The sequence below is a fragment of the Streptococcus devriesei DSM 19639 genome (genome assembly GCF_000423725.1).
Lineage (GTDB): Bacteria > Bacillota > Bacilli > Lactobacillales > Streptococcaceae > Streptococcus > Streptococcus devriesei.
In genome coordinates this window covers 35,603-53,748 of record NZ_AUIN01000018.1, presented here as the reverse complement: position 1 = coordinate 53,748, position 18,146 = coordinate 35,603, and the positions used below count along the sequence as shown (strand labels likewise).

At 42.2% G+C, this 18,146-nt stretch carries 18 protein-coding genes; 5 read left to right on the top strand and 13 right to left on the bottom strand.

Translation table 11 applies throughout. The features are described from left to right. Positions 1-21: 21 nt before the first annotated feature. The 5 genes from G573_RS0104450 to G573_RS0104430 form a co-directional block, all read right to left on the bottom strand. Entirely contained in the window at positions 22-954 is a 933-nt protein-coding gene (locus G573_RS0104450) for a competence protein CoiA (protein WP_027975580.1), read from the bottom strand. A gap of 124 nt (positions 955-1,078) precedes the next feature. Next, positions 1,079-2,053 carry a ketopantoate reductase family protein gene (locus G573_RS0104445; protein WP_027975579.1) on the bottom strand — a complete coding sequence of 325 codons (975 nt, stop codon included), beginning with the start codon at positions 2,051-2,053 and terminating at the stop codon, positions 1,079-1,081. After that, entirely contained in the window at positions 2,050-2,907 is an 858-nt protein-coding gene (locus tag G573_RS0104440) for a CPBP family intramembrane glutamic endopeptidase (protein ID WP_027975578.1), read from the bottom strand. Before G573_RS0104440 ends, G573_RS0104445 begins: the two co-directional genes overlap by 4 nt. A gap of 15 nt (positions 2,908-2,922) precedes the next feature. Then, positions 2,923-3,306, bottom strand: a complete 384-nt coding sequence (locus G573_RS0104435) for a hypothetical protein (protein ID WP_027975577.1) — start codon at positions 3,304-3,306, stop codon at positions 2,923-2,925. Continuing rightward, positions 3,303-3,752 (bottom strand): LytTR family DNA-binding domain-containing protein, encoded by a 450-nt coding sequence (locus G573_RS0104430; protein WP_027975576.1) that lies wholly within the window; start codon positions 3,750-3,752, stop codon positions 3,303-3,305. Before G573_RS0104430 ends, G573_RS0104435 begins: the two co-directional genes overlap by 4 nt. Before the next feature lie 324 nt (positions 3,753-4,076). Here G573_RS0104430 and G573_RS0104425 point away from each other — a divergent pair, with 324 nt between their 5' ends. Then, entirely contained in the window at positions 4,077-5,135 is a 1,059-nt protein-coding gene (locus tag G573_RS0104425) for an ABC transporter permease (protein WP_027975575.1), read from the top strand. Position 5,136: 1 nt separating this feature from the next. Beyond that, positions 5,137-5,808: an ABC transporter ATP-binding protein gene (locus G573_RS0104420; protein WP_027975574.1), complete on the top strand. Its 672-nt coding sequence runs from the start codon at positions 5,137-5,139 to the stop codon at positions 5,806-5,808. A gap of 483 nt (positions 5,809-6,291) precedes the next feature. Here G573_RS0104420 and nagB read toward each other — a convergent pair whose 3' ends face one another. Together nagB and G573_RS0104410 are read right to left on the bottom strand one after the other, a co-directional pair. Then, complete coding sequence (nagB, locus tag G573_RS0104415) at positions 6,292-6,993, bottom strand: glucosamine-6-phosphate deaminase (protein ID WP_027975573.1); 702 nt, start codon at positions 6,991-6,993, stop codon at positions 6,292-6,294. A gap of 604 nt (positions 6,994-7,597) precedes the next feature. After that, the gene (locus tag G573_RS0104410; RefSeq protein ID WP_027975572.1) at positions 7,598-8,278 is read right to left on the bottom strand and encodes a VIT1/CCC1 transporter family protein; all 681 of its coding nucleotides are present in this window, start codon (positions 8,276-8,278) and stop codon (positions 7,598-7,600) included. Between the two features lie 213 nt (positions 8,279-8,491). Here G573_RS0104410 and queA point away from each other — a divergent pair, with 213 nt between their 5' ends. The 3 genes from queA (at position 8,492) to G573_RS11270 (ending at position 10,285) form a co-directional block, all read left to right on the top strand. Then, the gene (gene queA / locus G573_RS0104405) at positions 8,492-9,520 is read left to right on the top strand and encodes a tRNA preQ1(34) S-adenosylmethionine ribosyltransferase-isomerase QueA (protein WP_027975571.1); all 1,029 of its coding nucleotides are present in this window, start codon (positions 8,492-8,494) and stop codon (positions 9,518-9,520) included. A gap of 319 nt (positions 9,521-9,839) precedes the next feature. Then, complete coding sequence (locus G573_RS0104400; RefSeq protein WP_027975570.1) at positions 9,840-10,091, top strand: hypothetical protein; 252 nt, start codon at positions 9,840-9,842, stop codon at positions 10,089-10,091. A gap of 20 nt (positions 10,092-10,111) precedes the next feature. After that, positions 10,112-10,285 carry a hypothetical protein gene (locus tag G573_RS11270; RefSeq protein WP_245543135.1) on the top strand — a complete coding sequence of 58 codons (174 nt, stop codon included), beginning with the start codon at positions 10,112-10,114 and terminating at the stop codon, positions 10,283-10,285. A 318-nt stretch (positions 10,286-10,603) separates the two neighbouring features. Here G573_RS11270 and G573_RS0104395 read toward each other — a convergent pair whose 3' ends face one another. From G573_RS0104395 to G573_RS0104370, 6 genes are all read right to left on the bottom strand, one after another. Next, positions 10,604-11,467, bottom strand: coding sequence for a hypothetical protein (locus tag G573_RS0104395; protein WP_156888796.1), 864 nt, complete (start codon positions 11,465-11,467; stop codon positions 10,604-10,606). Between the two features lie 255 nt (positions 11,468-11,722). Continuing rightward, positions 11,723-13,549 (bottom strand): FAD-dependent oxidoreductase, encoded by a 1,827-nt coding sequence (locus tag G573_RS0104390; protein ID WP_027975568.1) that lies wholly within the window; start codon positions 13,547-13,549, stop codon positions 11,723-11,725. Positions 13,550-13,920: 371 nt separating this feature from the next. Continuing rightward, positions 13,921-14,982 (bottom strand): serine hydrolase, encoded by a 1,062-nt coding sequence (locus G573_RS0104385; RefSeq protein WP_027975567.1) that lies wholly within the window; start codon positions 14,980-14,982, stop codon positions 13,921-13,923. A 570-nt stretch (positions 14,983-15,552) separates the two neighbouring features. Continuing rightward, on the bottom strand, positions 15,553-16,164 hold the full coding sequence (gene sodA / locus G573_RS0104380; protein WP_027975566.1) for a superoxide dismutase SodA: 612 nt from the start codon (positions 16,162-16,164) through the stop codon (positions 15,553-15,555). A 72-nt stretch (positions 16,165-16,236) separates the two neighbouring features. Beyond that, positions 16,237-17,274, bottom strand: coding sequence for a DNA polymerase III subunit delta (gene holA / locus G573_RS0104375; protein ID WP_027975565.1), 1,038 nt, complete (start codon positions 17,272-17,274; stop codon positions 16,237-16,239). Positions 17,275-17,530: 256 nt separating this feature from the next. Further along, positions 17,531-18,127, bottom strand: a complete 597-nt coding sequence (locus G573_RS0104370; RefSeq protein WP_027975564.1) for a DUF805 domain-containing protein — start codon at positions 18,125-18,127, stop codon at positions 17,531-17,533. Positions 18,128-18,146: the final 19 nt, after the last annotated feature.

Here is an 18,146-nt window from a genome sequence, read left to right as displayed (position 1 = left end):
AATAATCTGTTAAAAGATTGTTTATTTTTCATAAAAAGCCGGCGGATAGAGTCTTTGAATGCTTTTATTTTCTTGGCTGCGATAATATTGGAAAAAGGCTGTATAGAAGTTTGATAAATCTTGAGTAATTTGGCAAAAACCAGTTTCGCTTTCAAGCGGTCTGACCTGCGGATAAAAAGCCGCCACATCTAGGCTGAGCAGGTTAGTTCCTTTTAAATAAGCAGCTTCTTGTCTTTTGAGCCAATGAGGATTGCGTCCTGCCAGCTGCCTTTGAATATAAGTCAGGAGCTGCTGATCCATTTTGACATAATAGGAAGCCATCTTCTGTTTAATAAAAGGCAGGCGCAGAAAAGTCAAAAGATTATCGTCAAAAGGGCACTCTTTTACCAGATAATGAACATGTCCGTGCCAATCTTCATAAATGAGATATTTCAGACGCAGGCAGCGCCTGTCCAAATCTAACTCCCAGAGGTGAAAGCCCATATTGGCTGAAAAATAGAGTAAATCTCGCTGAAGGCTGGTCAGCGTTCTGTCCAGCCAAAGCTTTTCCCCCAGCAGCCAGCGGACCTGACAGCCATGTTCTAGGTAGGCTTGTGTTCGCTCATGCAAGCGTTCCTTAGACAAGCGGCTGCATTGAACTTCCAACGCTAACTTTTCATTGACCATAAGATCTGCTATCTGCCCTAATTCAGGCAGCAGCTTTTCTACTTCAACTAAAGAAAATGCCGAAAAACTTTTATAAAGCTCCGCTTTTAAACCCAAGTGTTCTGCTGATTCATTCTCACTGTAGAATCGGCAGTTTTGAAGACTAATGTGAGCAAAGTGCGGCCGCATAACGGAGCCGTGCCTAAGGCGCACTGCCTCCCCACAAGCCGGGCAGGTAAAATGCTGTTTGCGAGGAACGGCTTCAGCCAGATTCACAAGCTTTCCTTCTTCATCAAATGCTGCTAACATAAATGACCTCCTACTTAGTTATACGAAAAGGAGCTGAACCCAGCTCCTTTTTCCATTTTATAAACCTTGCTGCCCGACAGCTGTCAGCATCAATAAAAAAGCTGATTAACGTATTAACCAGCTCTCAAAATTCGATTTTATTGCCGCTCACCTTTTGCAAAGCTTCTTTATAAGTTTTATAAAAGGTCGGTGCCGCTACCTGCTTCTTTTTGCCGAGATCATAGAGGCATTGACATACAAAAAACAAGTCGGGCAGATTGTTATGCAGGGTTATAATCGTGCGGCTCAGAATATTTTTAGCAAACATGCGTTTCATAAGCGGTGCAGAAAGCCAGACTGGCAGTCGGTAGGGCAGCAATTCGTTCCGATAGTACTTCAAATTTACCCCTCTGCTCTTTACAATTTTAGCAGTTTCACGAATAGCTCTGACAGCTTGAGAAAGCGACTGAGTTGAGCTAATCATATTTTCAGCTGCTTGACTGGGATTCTTAAGATCGGCATGAGCAGCTATGGTGGAGATAACACCGGCATTAATGGCCATGTGCAGCCAAATCCACTCCAGCATATCGTAAGGCTTTTCCAGCTGGATCTGACAGCTGGAAAAGAGTTTTTCTAAATCCGTATAGTTGGAAATCCTCGCTTTGCCCTTTTCTTCCAGCATAAAATGATCAAAGACACAGGCAGTCAGCTGCTTGTCAGAAATTCGTCCCCCAGCTACGGGATAGCCCAGAATATAGTCACGTCCTTTCATCAGCTCATCTAAGGAATGCCTATCCTGCCAAATCCCACACGCCAGCAAAATCTTACCGGAAATCTGATTTTCCTGCAGGTAATCGATAGCTTCCCTAATCTTTCCTTCAGGGAGACTGACAAAAATAAAATCATAGGCTCTTTGACTTTGTTTTTGGACATGGTAAAGATCCTGCACATGTAAGCCTGTCTTACTTTTTCTGCCGTCTAAGAGGTCTACGTCCAGAACAGCAAGCTTTGTTCGACTGCTGCTGTCACGAATATAGTGCTCAACCTGATGACCTGCCTTTTCAAATAAATAACCGTAAGTTGCCCCGATAACGCCTAAACCGACAACTAAAATCTTCATGTGCTTTTTACTTCCTTTCTGTGACGTTTTTGAATATGGCTATACCAGACTAGAACCAGCAATAAACTTAAGCTTTGAGCAACAGCCACTCTCACTGCCATCAGTTCATCACTGCCGGATTCTGACAACACATGCAGCAGATTGACGCTGCTGTTATTGATAAAATGCGCCATCATCGCCATATAGAGACTGCCGGTCAGTTTAGTCATAAGTGCAAAAGTAAATCCTACTAAAGCAGAGGCTGTGATATACACTATCGTCTGAACAACTGTTTGCACCAGCGTTGTCTCACCATCAATCAAACTTCTGATAGGAGCCATCACATGCCAAAGGCCAAAGAGGATTGAGGACAAAACAGCAGCCATGATAAAACGATACTTTTCTTCCAGCAGTCTTTGAAAAAGTCCGCGAAAGATACCTTCTTCCATAATGACATTAATGATATTGCCAGCTATGCAAAGCAAAAAGAAAATGGGAGCTGCCTCTTTTTCAATATTTTTATCTATATTAAAAATACTGACATAGACCTCTAACCCTTGGAATTTCCCTCGGCCAGTCAGAGCAGCAATTTCTGCACCATAAGCCAAAGCAAAAACAGCAAGGCTAAAAATCAATCCTCTTAAGAGATCCTTCCCAATACCTCGTTTAGAAAATCCCAGCTGCCGCAGACTGAAACCACGGCTTTTAGCTGCCCAAAAGAGAATTGCGATCCCAGCTAATTTATGAACAAAAGCCTCACCCCAGACTGTCTGATCGGTCCGCAAAACAAGGTATTCCAAAATACGGCAGGCAAAGCAAAGACCATAAATCATCAGGATAAAAGACCACAGTTTTAATTTAGAGTTAGTAACCATAAACCCTCCGCTCTTTTAACGGTGCTGACGTTTTTGAATCAGGTCATTGATTTCCTTTGCTTCCTGATTGAGATCAAAAAGATCCAAAATCTGAGACACGGCATACATGATCAACCCAATCAGAACCAGCATCAGCCACTGATTCCAATTGAAAACAAGTCCCAAAAGGCCGGTCAAGCCCTCTATCACTGCTATATCCAGCAAGGCTTGCCAAAGAAAAGAAGTCAAAGCTAGCTGACGTGTTGCTAATATCGTGAGATGAATGAGGATATTTAAGAGGAGTACCTGAAAAATAGAGACCAGATACAGCCAATGTGCTCCCAGACAGAGCGCTACTAAGGCGACCAAAAGCAGGGACAGTCCTGTGGTTGCAAAAACATTGATAAACCATTTTTTCATCTGTCCTCTCCTCCTCTTAACGTTTCCTTGACAGCCTGCAAGTAACTGCGGTTGACAATCAATTTTTCGCCATTATTCAAAGTTGCTTCCATGCGGCTGTTAAAGAGCGGACGCATACTTGCCAGCCGATCAATGTTGAGCAGACAGGATTTGCTGATCTGTACAAAACCATACGACTCTAGGTCGCTATTCAGCTGATAAAGACGCAAGTCGGTCTGGTAAACCGCTTGGTTCAGATAGATAAAGGTCTTTTTATCAACACTTTCAATATAGTAGATATCAGACACGTTAACCAGATATTCTTCACCATCCAGATAACAGCTGAGCTGCTTATCAACAGACTCTAAAAAACGAAGAATACGTCTGACCAATTCATCTTTTTGCCCGTAAGTCAGATGAACAGCTGTATCTTTAACAGACGGGTCTTGCTTGATTGTTAATTTCATAGTATCACCTGCCATTCATTATAGCACAGCCGCAGCAGCAAAAAAATCCCGCAGCTACTAAGATACAGGATAGGGCAACTGAATTACAGGCTTTTTGTAACTGGATAGCTAAAACAGTGCAGATGCCATTTATGATGATCTTGCTAAACCTTTTAGAATGGGCTGTAAGTCCGATATTTCAGCCTCTTAAATGCTGTATAAAACAGCCACTGCCTAGCTCCTTTAAACACAGAAATCGTTTATTTTTAATTTGTCTGCAAACTTTTTGACAAGCCCTTGTCATAGTAGTATAGTTACTCTATTGACACAAATAGGAGGTTATTTATGTTTCTCGCCTTAAAAGAAATGAAACATGAGAAAGTTCGTTATGGGATGGTTATTGCCATGATTACCCTCGTTACCTATCTCATCTTTATCATGACTAGTCTCGCTTTGGGGCTGGCTCATGAAAACACTGCAGCTATTGAGTCTTGGAAGGTCAAAAGCATCCTGCTCAACGATAATGCCAACACAACCTTGCGTCAGTCACTCTTGACTAAGGATCAGGTAAGTCCTTACAGTCAAGATGAGGATAAAGCGCAAATTGGTGAAACGACTGTCATTTTGACAGCTAACGGCGCTGATAAAAAGGCTGCAAATTTTGTCGGGATTGAGGAAGATCAGTTCATTGCCCAAGACATGGCTATTTCCAAAGGACGCCTCTTTAAAAAGAATTACGAGGTTGTTGTCGATGATTCTCTGGCTGAGGACGGTTATGATGTTGGTGACAGCATCAAACTCAACGGCTATAATAAAACGTTCACGATTGTTGGATTTACCAAGGGAGCCAAGCTCAATATTTCTCCCGTTGTTTACGGACAGCTCTCAGACTGGCAAACCCTCAAAGGAACGAAAGATTTTGCGGCCAGTGCCATCATCTCTAAGGGTGCCAACCTAAAGATTGACAGGAACGGTGTCAAATCCTACACAATCGATGCCATGATTCAAAAACTGCCAGGATATTCGGCGCAAAATAAGACATTCATCTTTATGATTGCTTTCTTGATGATTATCTCCTTAGTTATCATTTCGGTCTTCCTATATATTATTACCATCCAGAAGATTAACAACTACTCTGTTCTTAGAGCTCAAGGGATTCCCGCCGGGCGTTTGATGGGTGCTACACTGGCTCAGTCCTTCTTATTAACTTTGGTTGGACTTGTCATCGGGATTGGTCTGACAGTTGTAACTGCCATGGTTATCCCTAACAGTGTTCCTATGTCCTTCCAGATCGATCTCTTGTCTCTGGTATCAGTCGGTATGATCGTTATGGCTCTTCTGGGATCACTCATCCCGATTCGCATCACCGCTAAAATCGATCCTACAAGCATCATCGGAGGTTAGCATGGCAGTATTAACACTAAAACAGATCAATAAATACTTTGGGAAAGACAGTGCCCGTGTTCACGTCCTTAAAGACCTAGATTTCAGCGTTGATAAGGGCAAACTTGTTCTGGTACTGGGACCGTCCGGGTCTGGTAAGAGTACCTTCTTGACTATTGCAGGCGGCTTGCAGACACCGGATAAGGGCAGCATTTCAATCAATGGTCAGGATATGCTCAAGCTGACGCCTAAGCAGCGGGATAATCTGCGCCTCAATAAGATTGGTTTTGTTCTGCAAAACTACAGTCTGGTTCCTTATTTGACGGCTATGGAGCAGTTTCAGCTGGTTGATCGTATCAAAAAAGAGGGAAATATCAGCTCAGATGCCCTGACACAGCTCCTCCAACAGCTTGATATCTACGAGTTAAAAAACAAATACCCTGACCAGCTCTCTGGCGGTCAGCGTCAGCGCTTAGCCATCGCTCGTGCACTTTACACTCAGCCCGAGGTAGTTCTCGCCGATGAACCGACTGCTGCACTGGATAGTGAGCGGGTTAAAGAAGTCGGTAAACTTCTAGCTGATCTGGCCCACCAAGGTAATAAAGCTATTGTCATTGTAACCCATGACAGCCGCCTGCAAGATTTCGCAGATGACATTTATCATCTTAACGACGGCGTCCTGGAAAAAGGATAACTATAATAGGTCTGAAACAGTCATCTATCGAGCACATAGATTCATTACAGCATAAAAGGAGCTTGTCAGCTCCTTACAGGTTGTAGACAAACTCCCAAAACTAAATTCTCTCTAAAGTTTCATCATAGAATAGTATCACTTTTCGTTTTTGTAAGATGATATAGAAATGAGCGAAGCCTAATCTGATACTTCCTGATGTAGCAAAAGAGGCAGAAACATTGAGTTTCTGCCTCTCGGAGATTTTGAGACCTAGGCTCAAAATCTAGGTATGGAATTCCGAAGGAAGTCGCTATGACGATTGCCGTTAGAAATCGATACTATTTCTAACGGCAATCTAATGCAAAACCTAGTCAAGAGCTATAGCCTTGGCGTTTGGTTTTGCCGTCCGTGCTACCTAAGGAAAGTATCATAACAAAATATTACTTTTTGAAAAAATAGACTTTTTCTTCAGTCTAAAAGGAGCTTGTCAGCTCCTTATTTTTATTATAACTTGCCGGCTGCTGCCTCATCCAAAATCAGCGTTACATCAGGGTGATTCTGCAGGATGCTGGCCGGCAGAGCTTCCGTAACCGGCCCTTTAACCATCTGAGCAACAGCATCAGCCTTTTGACTGCCGTAAGCCATGAGGATAATTTTTTTAGACTTCATAATAGAGGCAATACCCATGGAAATAGCCTGTGTCGGGACATCCTCCGGCTTTTCAAAAAAGCGGCTGTTGGCTTCAATGGTACTTGGACTTAAATTGACAACATGGGTTGTGCTGTCAAAAGCGGTGCCCGGCTCATTAAAACCGATATGGCCATTGCGGCCGATTCCCAGAATTTGAAGATCAATAGGATTGTCAGCAATGATCTGCTCATAGCGCTCCGTTTCTTGGACTAAATCATCTGCTTTTCCATTGGGCAGATAGGTCTTGTGAAAAGGTTTAGCCTCAAACAGATGCTCTTTCATAAATCTGGCATAAGACTGCTCATCATCAGGCGACAGTCCTACATATTCATCAAGATTGACAGATACTAAAGCCGAAAAATCGATGTGAGAATCCCGCATCTCACGGTAAAGTTCCAGAGGTGTGCTGCCTGTTGCCAAGCCCAAGGTTTTAGCTCCGGCTTCTATCTCTCTTTGCAGAATCTCAAAGGCCTGTTTGCCCCCTTGTGTTTGATCTTTAACGATGATTAGTTTCATGGTGTTCTCCTCCACAATTGGTCTATACAATTATTATATGGTATAGACCAATTAGTGTCAAGTCTTATAGACATTAACAATTAAAGTATTCCGATTTGATTGCTTTTACTAGCAAAAAAGACCAAGACTGCTGTCTTGGTCTCAGTTTGTAGACAAACTCCCAAAACTAAATTTTCTCTCAAATTTTATCATAGAATAGTATCACTTTTCATTTTTGTAAAATGATATAGAATCTATCAAAAACTAACCTGATACTTTCCGATGTAGCAAAAGAGGCAGAAACTCACTGTTTCTGCCTCTCGGAGATTTTGAGACCTAGACTCAAAATCTTAATTGAACACGGGCTGCGGATTGTGGCAAAAAGATAAGTCCGCCTAGAATCTTAACGATTCCGCGTCGAACTCCCTATTTTGCCTTTATCCGCAGACGCCCTTTGTATCTTGAACTTAGGTATGGAATTCCGAAGGAAGTCGCTACCGTCCGTGCTACTTAAGGAAAGTATCATAATAAAATATTACTTTTTGAGAAAATAGACTTTTTCTTCAGTCTGAAACCAAGACAGCAGCCTTTGGTCACAGATTAGAAAAACAGTCAGCATACCTCATCAAAGCGAAAAGAGCTGGCCAATGAGATAGGTTGCAAGCATGGTCAAAAGACCGATGGAAACATTGCGGCGCATGGCAGGTCCGACCGGAGCATCTCCCAGACGGGAACTGACATAGCCGGTAATCAGCAGGGCCACGACTACAACGGCAACCGTAGCAATAATCCGAATGTGCTCCGGAAAAAGCATGATCGCTGCAGTAGGAAATAAAGAGCCAATGATAAAAGAGATGAAACTCGACATGGCAGCATGCCAGGGATTGGTAAATTCACCAAACTCAATGCCATATTTTTCCTCAACCAGCGTTTTGATGGGATTGTTGAGAAAAGCCTTGTTAACTAAAAGTTCTGCTGATGTTTCGCACTCACCCTTAGCCAGATAAACATTGTAGAGAGATTTTCTGGCAGCAGCTGGGTTGCTCTTCAGTAAATTTTGCTCACGCGCGACAGCTGCCTGCTCCGTATCCTTTTGAGTGCTGACACTGACATATTCTCCCCCTGCCATGGAGAAAGCCCCCGCCAAAATAGCTGAGAGACCTGATAAAAAAATAATCCATAAATCAGCTGTGGCACTGGCAACCCCGATAACCACACCGGCAATAGAAATGATGCCGTCATTTGCTCCCAGAACCCCTGCGCGCAGAATATTCAAGCGCTTTGAAAAGTTTTGTTCCTTTTCCATAGATAACTCCCAACCGTTTTTCTTGACTGCAATTTGAAATAAACCGGCAATCTGTTAAACTTTGTTGACCGCAGGTTTTTATGACATGTTTTTTATAGATAATATTATTATACCTTTCATCTAAAATCATTACAATACAATTTACAATGATGACTGAAAAGCTATCTCGTGTTATAATGGTAAGGCTGAAAAAGTGATTATTAGAGGAATACTATGAATACGACTGATTTTGATTTTGACTTACCCGAACATTTAATTGCCCAAACACCGCTCAAACAGCGCGACAGCTCCAAACTTTTAGTTATCGACCATAAAAGCAAAACGATGAAAGACACTCATTTTGATCACATTATTGATGAATTGAATCCGGGAGATGCCTTGGTTATGAATGATACGCGCGTGCTTCCTGCCCGGCTGCACGGAGAAAAAGCTGAAACACACGGACATGTTGAGCTGCTGCTGTTGAAAAATACGCAGGGTGACCAATGGGATGTCCTTGCTAAGCCGGCCAAGCGCTTGAAAGTCGGCAGCCGAATTTCTTTTGGCGATGGCCGTTTAAAAGCAACTATCATAAAAGAATTAGAACACGGCGGCCGCATCGTTGAATTTTCTTACGATGGCATTTTTCTGGAAGTTTTAGAAAGCTTAGGGGAGATGCCCCTGCCGCCTTATATCCATGAAAAATTGACCGATCGTGACCGCTATCAAACCGTTTATGCCAAAGAAAACGGTTCTGCAGCAGCACCGACAGCAGGACTGCATTTTACAGAAGAGCTGCTGGCTAAAATCAAAGCCAAAGGGGTAAAACTCGTTTACCTGACCCTGCATGTGGGACTTGGAACCTTCCGCCCTGTTTCAGTTGACAATGTGGAAGAGCATCAGATGCATTCAGAATTTTACAGTCTGTCCGCAGAAGCCGCCCAGACGTTAAAAGATGTCAAAGCAAAGGGCGGCCGCATTGTGGCTGTTGGTACAACGTCGATTCGCACTCTTGAAACCATCGGCAACAAATTTGACGGCCACATCCAAGCTGACTCCGGTTGGACCGATATTTTTATCAAACCGGGCTACCAATTTAAGATTGTTGATGCCTTTTCTACAAACTTCCACCTGCCAAAATCAACACTGGTCATGCTCGTATCTGCCTTCGCCGGACGTCAGTTTGTCTTGGACGCTTACCAGCATGCCATTGACGAACACTACCGTTTCTTTAGTTTCGGCGATGCCATGTTTGTTAAGTAAAGGCTAAACATAAAAAAATCGGCTCTATAATTGCTGTAGGTACAGAAGTTATAGAGCTTTTTGAGTACAAAAAAGTCACTGCCTATTGTCACCTAAGAATAGTCTCTAAAGACTATATTTTGGAAGCAGAGTTGATTATAATTGAGTTTTGCTGTGAATTGTCAGAATAATTTTCACAATATCTCATTATCTCATTACTATTTTTATTTTATTAAAAAATCTTAAATTCATTGCCAACTGAAAATAATTCCGCTAAAGTAAGTACCGTCAGCTGAAATAAAGCGGCAAATATAAAAATAAAAATTAAAGGAGAATTTTTATGAACACAGTAACATTAGACACAGTAGCTTTTGATAACTTTGAAACAGCAGGAAATGATTACCTTGAGAATGTTGAAGGCGGAGGCTGGGCTCTTGGAGCTGCCGGTGCAGTTCTTGGCGGCCTTGGCGGCGGTTTGCTAGCCGCAGGCTCTGGTGCCGACGCTACAGGTATTTGGGGCGGCGCTATCAGTGGTGCGGTCGCTGGCGGCTTAGGAGGATTGGCAATCACAACCCCTATTTCACCAATTTAAATGAATCGGAGATGATCAGAATGCAATCTGTAATTTTAGGATTAGTTGGGCTCGTTTTTGGAGCATTGGGACTTGGTCTGCTATGCTATAGTTTTTCAGGCAGCTGGATGATGACAATCGGCGGTGCCATAATCGGCGGACTTTTAGCCGGATTTGCCGGATATTCTATTCACACCCCTATCTCATGGTTATAATTTCTGTGAAGAATAACTGAGATTAATTCAAATGCTATTGCTTAAACAGTTAATAGCATTTGATATTATTGTCAGTGCTGTAACATCAGTTATTTGGGCACTCTGTCAAGTGCAGTGGATGATAAAAAATGAATCCAGAGTTTGGGACAAAAGTCTCAAACTCTTTCAATTTCAGCATTAGATAAAAAAACAGGTACTTCATCTTTGGAGTACCTGTTTTTGTGAACAGTCAATCAGCAGCCCTTTAACTGGTTTTACCTTAATAGGCAGTGTTTATGCAGCAGTTATTAGGGAGTTATGATATTTTACCCAAACAGCTCAATTCATGCCCCGGATAGTTACGGAAGCCGGATTGGTCTTAACACAGATGCCATCAATCAGCCAAAAATAAAGTGTGCTTCCATCTTTCCCAGCCAGCGGAATGACCTTCCTGCATTTTTTTCCTGCTATCGAAACATTTTCCATATTCGGATAGGCAGAACATCCCCAGGCATAAACCGATTGAAATTCCGGAAATGTCCCTTTCTTTTTCAGAGATCCCTGCAGATCTGATCGCAGCGTCTTTTCATCGGAGTATTTCTTATGAAATGAACAGTTCAGATTTCTTTTGCCAATGTAATAGTATTTCCCATTCTTTTTATACATTTCAGTACTTTCCAGTTTTGGGCATAGATAGAATGGATTTTTTGCTTGGGAAGGGCCTTTTTTAACTGATTTTGGAGCAGGTGCATAATAGATGACACAGGCCGAATCTTTGTTTTCAAACCGGTAGATTTCCTTATAGCGATTAGAAGAAACTTTCGCCTTTTTGAGAACATCTTCCATATGAGGATAACCCTTGGCAAAAAGATCCTTAGTATAATTCATGGTCGCCAGATTATTGCCCTGAATCGGCTTGGGTGATGAATCTGTCATCATAGTCATAAACAAAGCACCATAAAGCAAGACATAAACGACTGCAATGGCCGCAACAAATCTTTTGGCTGCAATGAATTTCGAATACTTCCTTAAAAGGAATATTACAAGAATCCATACTAAGATAAAAAGAACAATAAACAGTATTCTTTGCTCGTTCACAGTTCGTCCAAAATTGATGCTGATAACCACACTTAATAACTGTAAGCCAATTATTAAAAGGCTCAGTCTTAGACCGGTGTGAACCTTGTGACGTTTTTTCATCATAACCCCTAAATCTAACAATGAGAGCGGAGCAGACACACCTGTTTGGCTCCGCCGTCACCCATAAACCGCTGCAATCAACAAGATTGCTATAAAAATCGCTAACTTGACAGATGTTTGATTTTGTCTCCTGCCTTAGCACGATTGATAATCACTGGCAGGACAAGCAATCCCTTAAAAATTCAGCAAGCTGCTCTGCCTAATATACGGAAAAAGCGGCAAAATTTTACCCTGACCCCTTTCCTTTCTTTTTGGCATCTAGAATTCATTAACAATGTAGTCTTTTGCATTCATGGCAGCGTGGCGCCCTGAATTAACATTGTGAGCGCAGGCGGAACCGCCCAAGGTAATGGTATAAACACTGCGGTACTGCATGGTGCTGTCCATTCCTGAAATGTAAAGGCCGGGAATTTTTTCAAACTTCTCATCAATAACTTCAAATTTACGGTTAGAACCGACACCGCCAATACCAATCAGATTTGACGGATCCAGCCGAGCGATATAAAACGGTCCTTCTTCAATCGGAATCAGCATGTCCGCATCCTTGTTGAACTCTTCATCCTTGCCTTGGTGACAATAGTGATTGTAGCGTTTCATCGTATCAGCCACTGTATCTTTGGGCAGGTTAAAATGCTGTGCTAAATCTTCAATGCGGTCTTCTTTATACAAAGAATTGCCGTCATTGGTCCGAACAGCTTCTGCCAAAATTTCCTGAGCATTTTCAACCCCTTCGGTAATCTTATCATAAATAGCCTGATTGAAAATCTGATAGGTATTTTTGGTTGAGTGGATAGCCATTCTTTGATAGAGCAGATTATATTTCTTAACATTTTCATTGACCAGCCGTACGCCCTCTTGGTTTACCCATACAACAGGACCGCCGGATGGCAGAGCCATAAAGCCATTGATAGGATCAATATAAAGGTGTACACCTTCGTGCGGCAGCGCCATGATATAGTTCATCATAAACTCCGGTGATTCCAAAAGCATGTCCTTGGCACCCAGAGACATGGCCATCTTATAACCGTCACCAGTATTACTTGGCATGGAGCAGTAATGCAGGTTTTCTGTCTGCCAGCCTTGCTTTGCAATCAGCTCTTCACTGTGACCCACACCGCCTGTAGCAACCAAGGTCGCCTTAGCATTGATTTTCAAAATGCCGTCTTTATTTTTAGCATAAGCACCGCGGACTGCACCATCTTCATAAATCAGTCCCTGTGCACTGGTTTCCAGCAGAAATTCGACACCCAGTTTGTCAGCATGTTCTTTCATATAAGGAACATAGCCGACAGAGGCAAAACCGCCCTTGTACCAATGGAAGGTCGGAAACTGGCAAGTTCCGTGGTAGTCATCCACAGACGTCAGCTGAACACCATGATCCACCAGCCAGTCAATATTGTCGGCCGAATTATTGACAAGATCAACCCAGAAAGAGCCGTCTACACGGTATTGCCCCAGCTCAGCTTCACGCGCAATGATTTCTTCTTTATTGGCGTGAATGCCTGCTGCCTTTTGCATTTTAGTGTTGATGCCGAAAATCCCTTCGACACCGCCGCCATTGCCGGCAACAAAGGGCATTTTTTCAAGAACAGTTGTCTTCAGTCCCAGCTCACCTGCCTGAACTGCAGCTGCCAATCCTGAAATCCCTGCCCCGATAATCAGAAAATCGGTGTTTATTTCCTTATCAATCTTTTCAGGCGCTGTTCGCCACTCGCTGTAATCATCTGCAGTGCCGGCCTTTGAAACTGCTGCAGCTTCTTCGGAATTGCTGACAGAGCCAGAGACTGACTGATGATACTCATCAGGGTTACCGCCGGCCTGAGCAATCACCTCACCAACAGCTTTAACCAAACCTTTGGACGTTGAAGTCGCACCGGAAATCGCATCAACCTCAAGGGTCTGCTCTCCAATCATCTGCTGTGTTAAACGCTTAATAACAGTATCCTCTAAACTATCCGGGATAACTTCTTTTTGAGGATTAATCTCTGAAAGTTTGCCATCTTTAATAACAACCTCATAAGGTGTTGTATTGCCTTCATAGCCTTCTGCAACCACCTTATAGGTTCCTGATTTTAATGAGACCATGATTTTTGTTCCTTTCCATGTGACATAACCTTATTAACAAACAAAGCAACAGTAACATGCAATTAGCAAGAGCGTTTTTCATTAATATATTAAACCATTAACCGTCCTCCCTTTTAAATGATGTACCCGTTTTCAAAATCAGTTTACCATTTTCTCATTGAATACTCAATTAATAATGGAGTGAAACTCATAAAATGCTGAAACATTTAATATCACAGCTGTTCTTCTAAATATTTTTTGAAAAACGCAACCGTCCTTCGCCAAGAATCATTGATATCTGCCATAACTTTGCCGGTTTCAATCTTTTGGTAACGATGATTAAGCTGTTATAAAAAACCTCGGCTGCTTGCGAGCAGCTGAGGCTTTGTCTGTTAATTGCGATTGACACGATGCCATTCATTGATAATATAGGTCAATTGGCAGAGCTGAGAATAGCCGACATCGTTGATTTCATCGTTTTCAGGAGTAGTTCCTCCCAGACCGGCGGTGTAAAGCGCAATCAGATAAGGTGTTTTTTCATAAACAACAGCATCAATATTGAGGGCTTCACGGACATAACCCGGTTTTTGGCGAATATCTATATCGGGAAGATAGGTTTCATAGTAAAGTCCTGGGAAAGACTGTCCCAAATAGCCAAGGATGTCAGCGTATTTATCCTGGTGCTGCCAAAGGTGGCTTAAAACCTGAATATAATAGTCTGTTGTCGTTTTATTGCCCTCTTGATCAATCGTTTTGACGTCGCCTTTAGACTTGCCATAGCGTTTAAACATCGGATAAACTTTATCAAAGCCTCCAAGTGCCTTAGCCATGGCATAGGCAGGGGTGTTTTCGGAATAAATCAGTGAGTACTCCTGCATTTCAGGAATGGTCATATCATCACCAAACTGGTTGCGGTAAGCCTGGTATTCGCCGATATATTCATACTCAAGGTCCGTAATATCATAAGGCTGCTCTAAAGAAAGTTCTCCTTTTTTCACAGCATCCACTGCCAGCATATTCAAAGGCAGCTTATAAGTTGAACCCGCAGTCATTGGCTGCGCTTCATTCATGGCAATCACTTCACCGCTGGCTGTATTTTTATAGGAAAAAGCAACACAGGAATGGTCAATTCCCCTTTCGTTCAAGTATGTCTGAACGACTTGAGGAAGGGTCAAATTAGCGTAGTCATAGCGCAGTCCGATAGCGTCCATCGTTGCTGCATCAGCATCCATGACCGCTTGTTTTTCTTCTGCTGTTTTTTCAACGACCTTGGGGGAAGTTTTCTGTTCCTCATTGCCATTTTTTATTTCACTGGTTTCACTGAGACTGGATGAGGTTTTTGTTGAGGAAGACCGGTTTTGCTTCATGATATTTTTAGATTGAAAGAAAAAACTACCCAATAATACTGCTAAAGCAAGAACAAGTACTGATACAATTAATTTTTTTCGATTCACAATTTTCTCCTGACCCTACCATTATAAAGGACTGACAGTGAAATGACAAGACTATTAAAAAAATTTCTTTAGTATTTCAGCTGCTTTTAATCAGGCAAAAGTTTCACTCCATGCAACTGTGCTCAGAAAAACATTAAATCAACATCTGTTACTGCTGACTTCGGCACCTATTATGAATAATAAAAAGGGGCTGAGGTAAAATGCCTCAGTCCCTGCTAAATAATGGCGAAAAACTATTTTGCTGCTGCATAAAGTTCAGCAACCTTCTTCCACTCCTCAGTTCCATCGGCTAAACGCTCGATGTCACACGAGGCTGGGACAAAAGTCCTTCCTCTTTTACTATTTAAGATATAGCAGTTTGACGCAGTGGTTGATTGGAGGTCCTTATCCCTTGCTAAGCAAGTGATAGCGGCCATCCTAATCAACTGTGCGGAGGTGGGACGACAAAATCGAAATCGTAATGTCATTACGATTTACCGATTTTTGTCCCACACTCTAGAGGACTGACTAACGGCCAAAGGAGAAATTATCGTTCTCCTTTGGTCGTGTCGCCAATTAATCTATTAAAAATTATTTTGCGATAGCTGCTGCATAAAGTTCAGCAACCTTGTTCCAATTAATAATGTCAAAGAAAGCTTTGATGTAATCCGGGCGGACATTGCGATACTTGAGATAATAAGCATGTTCCCAAACGTCAAGAGCTAAAATTGGCTTCAATCCCTGTGAAATCGGGGTATCTTGGTTGGCTGTTGACATTACTTCAAGCTTGCCTTCTGCATTCACAACGAGCCACGCCCAGCCTGAACCAAAGCGTGTTGCTGCTGCCTGAGTGAAAGCTGTCTTAAAGGCTTCAAACGAGCCGAAAGCTTCATCAATTGCTGCTGCTACTTCTGCAGTAATTTCTGTTTTTTCCGGTGAAAGAAGTTCCCAGAAAAGCGCGTGGTTAAGGTGACCGCCGCCGTTGTTAATCAGAGCCTGACGGATATCTTCTGGAATTTGTTCAACATCAGCCAAAAGCACTTCTAAATTTTCACCAATTTCTGGATGTTTTTCAAGAGCTGCATTAGCATTTGCCACATAGGTCGCGTGGTGTTTATCATGATGAAGAGTCATTGTTTCCGCGTCAATATAAGGTTCCAAAGCATCGTAAGCGTAAGGAAGATCTGGTAAAATAATTGCCATATCAATTACCTCTTTTCTTTTTTAATACACCATCATCATATCGTAAAATGATAGAGCTTACAACTATTCTGCTCACTGCTTTTCATGCGCCATCTTCAGAATTGCCATATCAAACAAATAGTCCTTATCATAGACACCTCTTTTAATTTGATAATCCGCATCAATAAGATAGACCATGGCCTTTTTAAGAAAAGACAGCGGCAGGCTGCGGCTGTCTCTGACAGCAAATTTAACCTGATAAGGATTGACCCTTCTGCCTATAATGTCAGATAATTCCGCTACCATCTGCTGTTCTGTTTTCCCCTGACTGCCCAGTAATTTAACCTGAGTAAACATACGAAACTGTCCCAGCATAACAGCAATCAATTTGATTTCATCTTCTCCCTGCAGCCGCAAATCACGAATTAAATCACGCGCCTCATCTACCTTCCCCAACAAAACCAGCTGGGTCAGATCAAAAATATTATCCTGCAGCGTTTTAGGAATGGCCTGACGGATGTCTTGGCTGGTTATCCGGCCGCCTGCTTTATAGGACTTCAGGAAGGTCAGATTCTTGTTTACCTCACTAAAATCAAAACCTGACTTGGCAAGCAGCTCTTCAAAAACACCAGACTCAAAAACCAGACCTTCCTTATGGGCCCGCTTTTGAAAATAGGTTCGAAGTTCCGCTTCCTTTAAAGGATTGGCTTCAAAAATCTGAGCATCTCGCTTGAGCAATTTCACTAAACGTCTCTTGCCATCCAGCTTCCCGGACGCACAAAGAATCAGCTTTGTACTCGCAAGAGGATTGGCTAAATAAGCTTCCAGGCGCTTCAATTCTTTATCATCAAGATAAGACTTTTTAGCCGTTGTAATATCGGCAACATTATCAAAAATGACTATTTTCTCATCAGCGAAAAAAGGCAGACTCTCCAAATCCATTTCAGCATCCTGATAAGCCGTTTCAGCCATATCAAAATAAGAATAATTCAAATCACTGGGTTCAAAACCAATCTGATTTAAAAAGAGTTCTTTCATCTGGCTGTACTGCCCAAAATCTTCACCGGTTAAAACAGTAATCGGAGCAAGCTTTTCCTTTTTTAAGCTTTCAATCATTTCCATAGCAATCATATTCTTATTATAGCAGAAAATTGCGAGGAGTATGACCTTCAGCTAAAGACAGAAGAAAAAACTCCAAAACGTACTGAGACAAAGATTTGGGGCTCCCTATTCAGACTGCTAGTTCAGCCTTATTTGTTCAAAGCCTGCTTTATTGACAGTTTATGAACGTTCAGCAGACAAAACTGCCTGCTGCTCAAACTTTTCAGACAAAAAGTAAAAAGACTTGGGCAAACTGCTCCAAGTCTCATTAAAATTCTTATACTTATTATTGCTGATTGGTTGGTGCCTGCGGCTGAACAGGTGCAGTCGGCTGTGCTACTGGCCGCTGTACTTGTTGTCCTTGCTGAGGCGCTTGTTGTACTGGCTGCACAGGCTGTGCAGGTGCCTGATAAGGTTTTGTCGGTTGACACAGCAAAATAGTATAGAAAATATTTGCGAACCCAACAAGAACAAATACAATAGCACGCAAGAAAGGCACAAGCATGAGCAATGAGAATACTGCTGCTCCTACTGGAATAAAAATAAGTGACCAGTGAAAACCAGCATCACGCAAGCGGCGAACAGAAATAGCTAAATTCGGTACTAAAATGGCCAAATAAAAGAGAAGAACAATAACTGTAAGAATAATAATATCAACAGTAAAAAGATTTGGTGTCGTATCAATCGCTAAGGAATCAATGTCTCCATTGTAAAGCCTTCCCATATATTCATAATAATTTAAATAATAGATAGATGTAATCGCAGAAGCGAAAGGCATTACAAGCAAGACATTGCACAGGACTGCCCACCAATAATCAGTTCGGCTGGTTCGGCCTGTAAAATTGACATAGTTCGTCCAGAATTTTTTATAAGCTGTAAACATAGGTAAACTCCCTTACTAT

Excerpts from the sequence above, each read along its gene's own strand:
- G573_RS0104450 (WP_027975580.1), bottom strand. The coding sequence starts at position 954 with ATGTTAGCAGCATTTGATGAAGAAGGAAAGCTTGTGAATCTGGCTGAA.
- G573_RS0104445 (WP_027975579.1), bottom strand. The coding sequence starts at position 2,053 with ATGAAGATTTTAGTTGTCGGTTTAGGCGTTATCGGGGCAACTTACGGT.
- G573_RS0104440 (WP_027975578.1), bottom strand. The coding sequence starts at position 2,907 with ATGGTTACTAACTCTAAATTAAAACTGTGGTCTTTTATCCTGATGATT.
- G573_RS0104435 (WP_027975577.1), bottom strand. The coding sequence starts at position 3,306 with ATGAAAAAATGGTTTATCAATGTTTTTGCAACCACAGGACTGTCCCTG.
- G573_RS0104430 (WP_027975576.1), bottom strand. The coding sequence starts at position 3,752 with ATGAAATTAACAATCAAGCAAGACCCGTCTGTTAAAGATACAGCTGTT.
- G573_RS0104425 (WP_027975575.1), top strand. The coding sequence starts at position 4,077 with ATGTTTCTCGCCTTAAAAGAAATGAAACATGAGAAAGTTCGTTATGGG.
- G573_RS0104420 (WP_027975574.1), top strand. The coding sequence starts at position 5,137 with ATGGCAGTATTAACACTAAAACAGATCAATAAATACTTTGGGAAAGAC.
- nagB (WP_027975573.1), bottom strand. The coding sequence starts at position 6,993 with ATGAAACTAATCATCGTTAAAGATCAAACACAAGGGGGCAAACAGGCC.
- G573_RS0104410 (WP_027975572.1), bottom strand. The coding sequence starts at position 8,278 with ATGGAAAAGGAACAAAACTTTTCAAAGCGCTTGAATATTCTGCGCGCA.
- queA (WP_027975571.1), top strand. The coding sequence starts at position 8,492 with ATGAATACGACTGATTTTGATTTTGACTTACCCGAACATTTAATTGCC.
- G573_RS0104400 (WP_027975570.1), top strand. The coding sequence starts at position 9,840 with ATGAACACAGTAACATTAGACACAGTAGCTTTTGATAACTTTGAAACA.
- G573_RS11270 (WP_245543135.1), top strand. The coding sequence starts at position 10,112 with ATGCAATCTGTAATTTTAGGATTAGTTGGGCTCGTTTTTGGAGCATTG.
- G573_RS0104395 (WP_156888796.1), bottom strand. The coding sequence starts at position 11,467 with ATGATGAAAAAACGTCACAAGGTTCACACCGGTCTAAGACTGAGCCTT.
- G573_RS0104390 (WP_027975568.1), bottom strand. The coding sequence starts at position 13,549 with ATGGTCTCATTAAAATCAGGAACCTATAAGGTGGTTGCAGAAGGCTAT.
- sodA (WP_027975566.1), bottom strand. The coding sequence starts at position 16,164 with ATGGCAATTATTTTACCAGATCTTCCTTACGCTTACGATGCTTTGGAA.
- holA (WP_027975565.1), bottom strand. The coding sequence starts at position 17,274 with ATGATTGCTATGGAAATGATTGAAAGCTTAAAAAAGGAAAAGCTTGCT.
- G573_RS0104370 (WP_027975564.1), bottom strand. The coding sequence starts at position 18,127 with ATGTTTACAGCTTATAAAAAATTCTGGACGAACTATGTCAATTTTACA.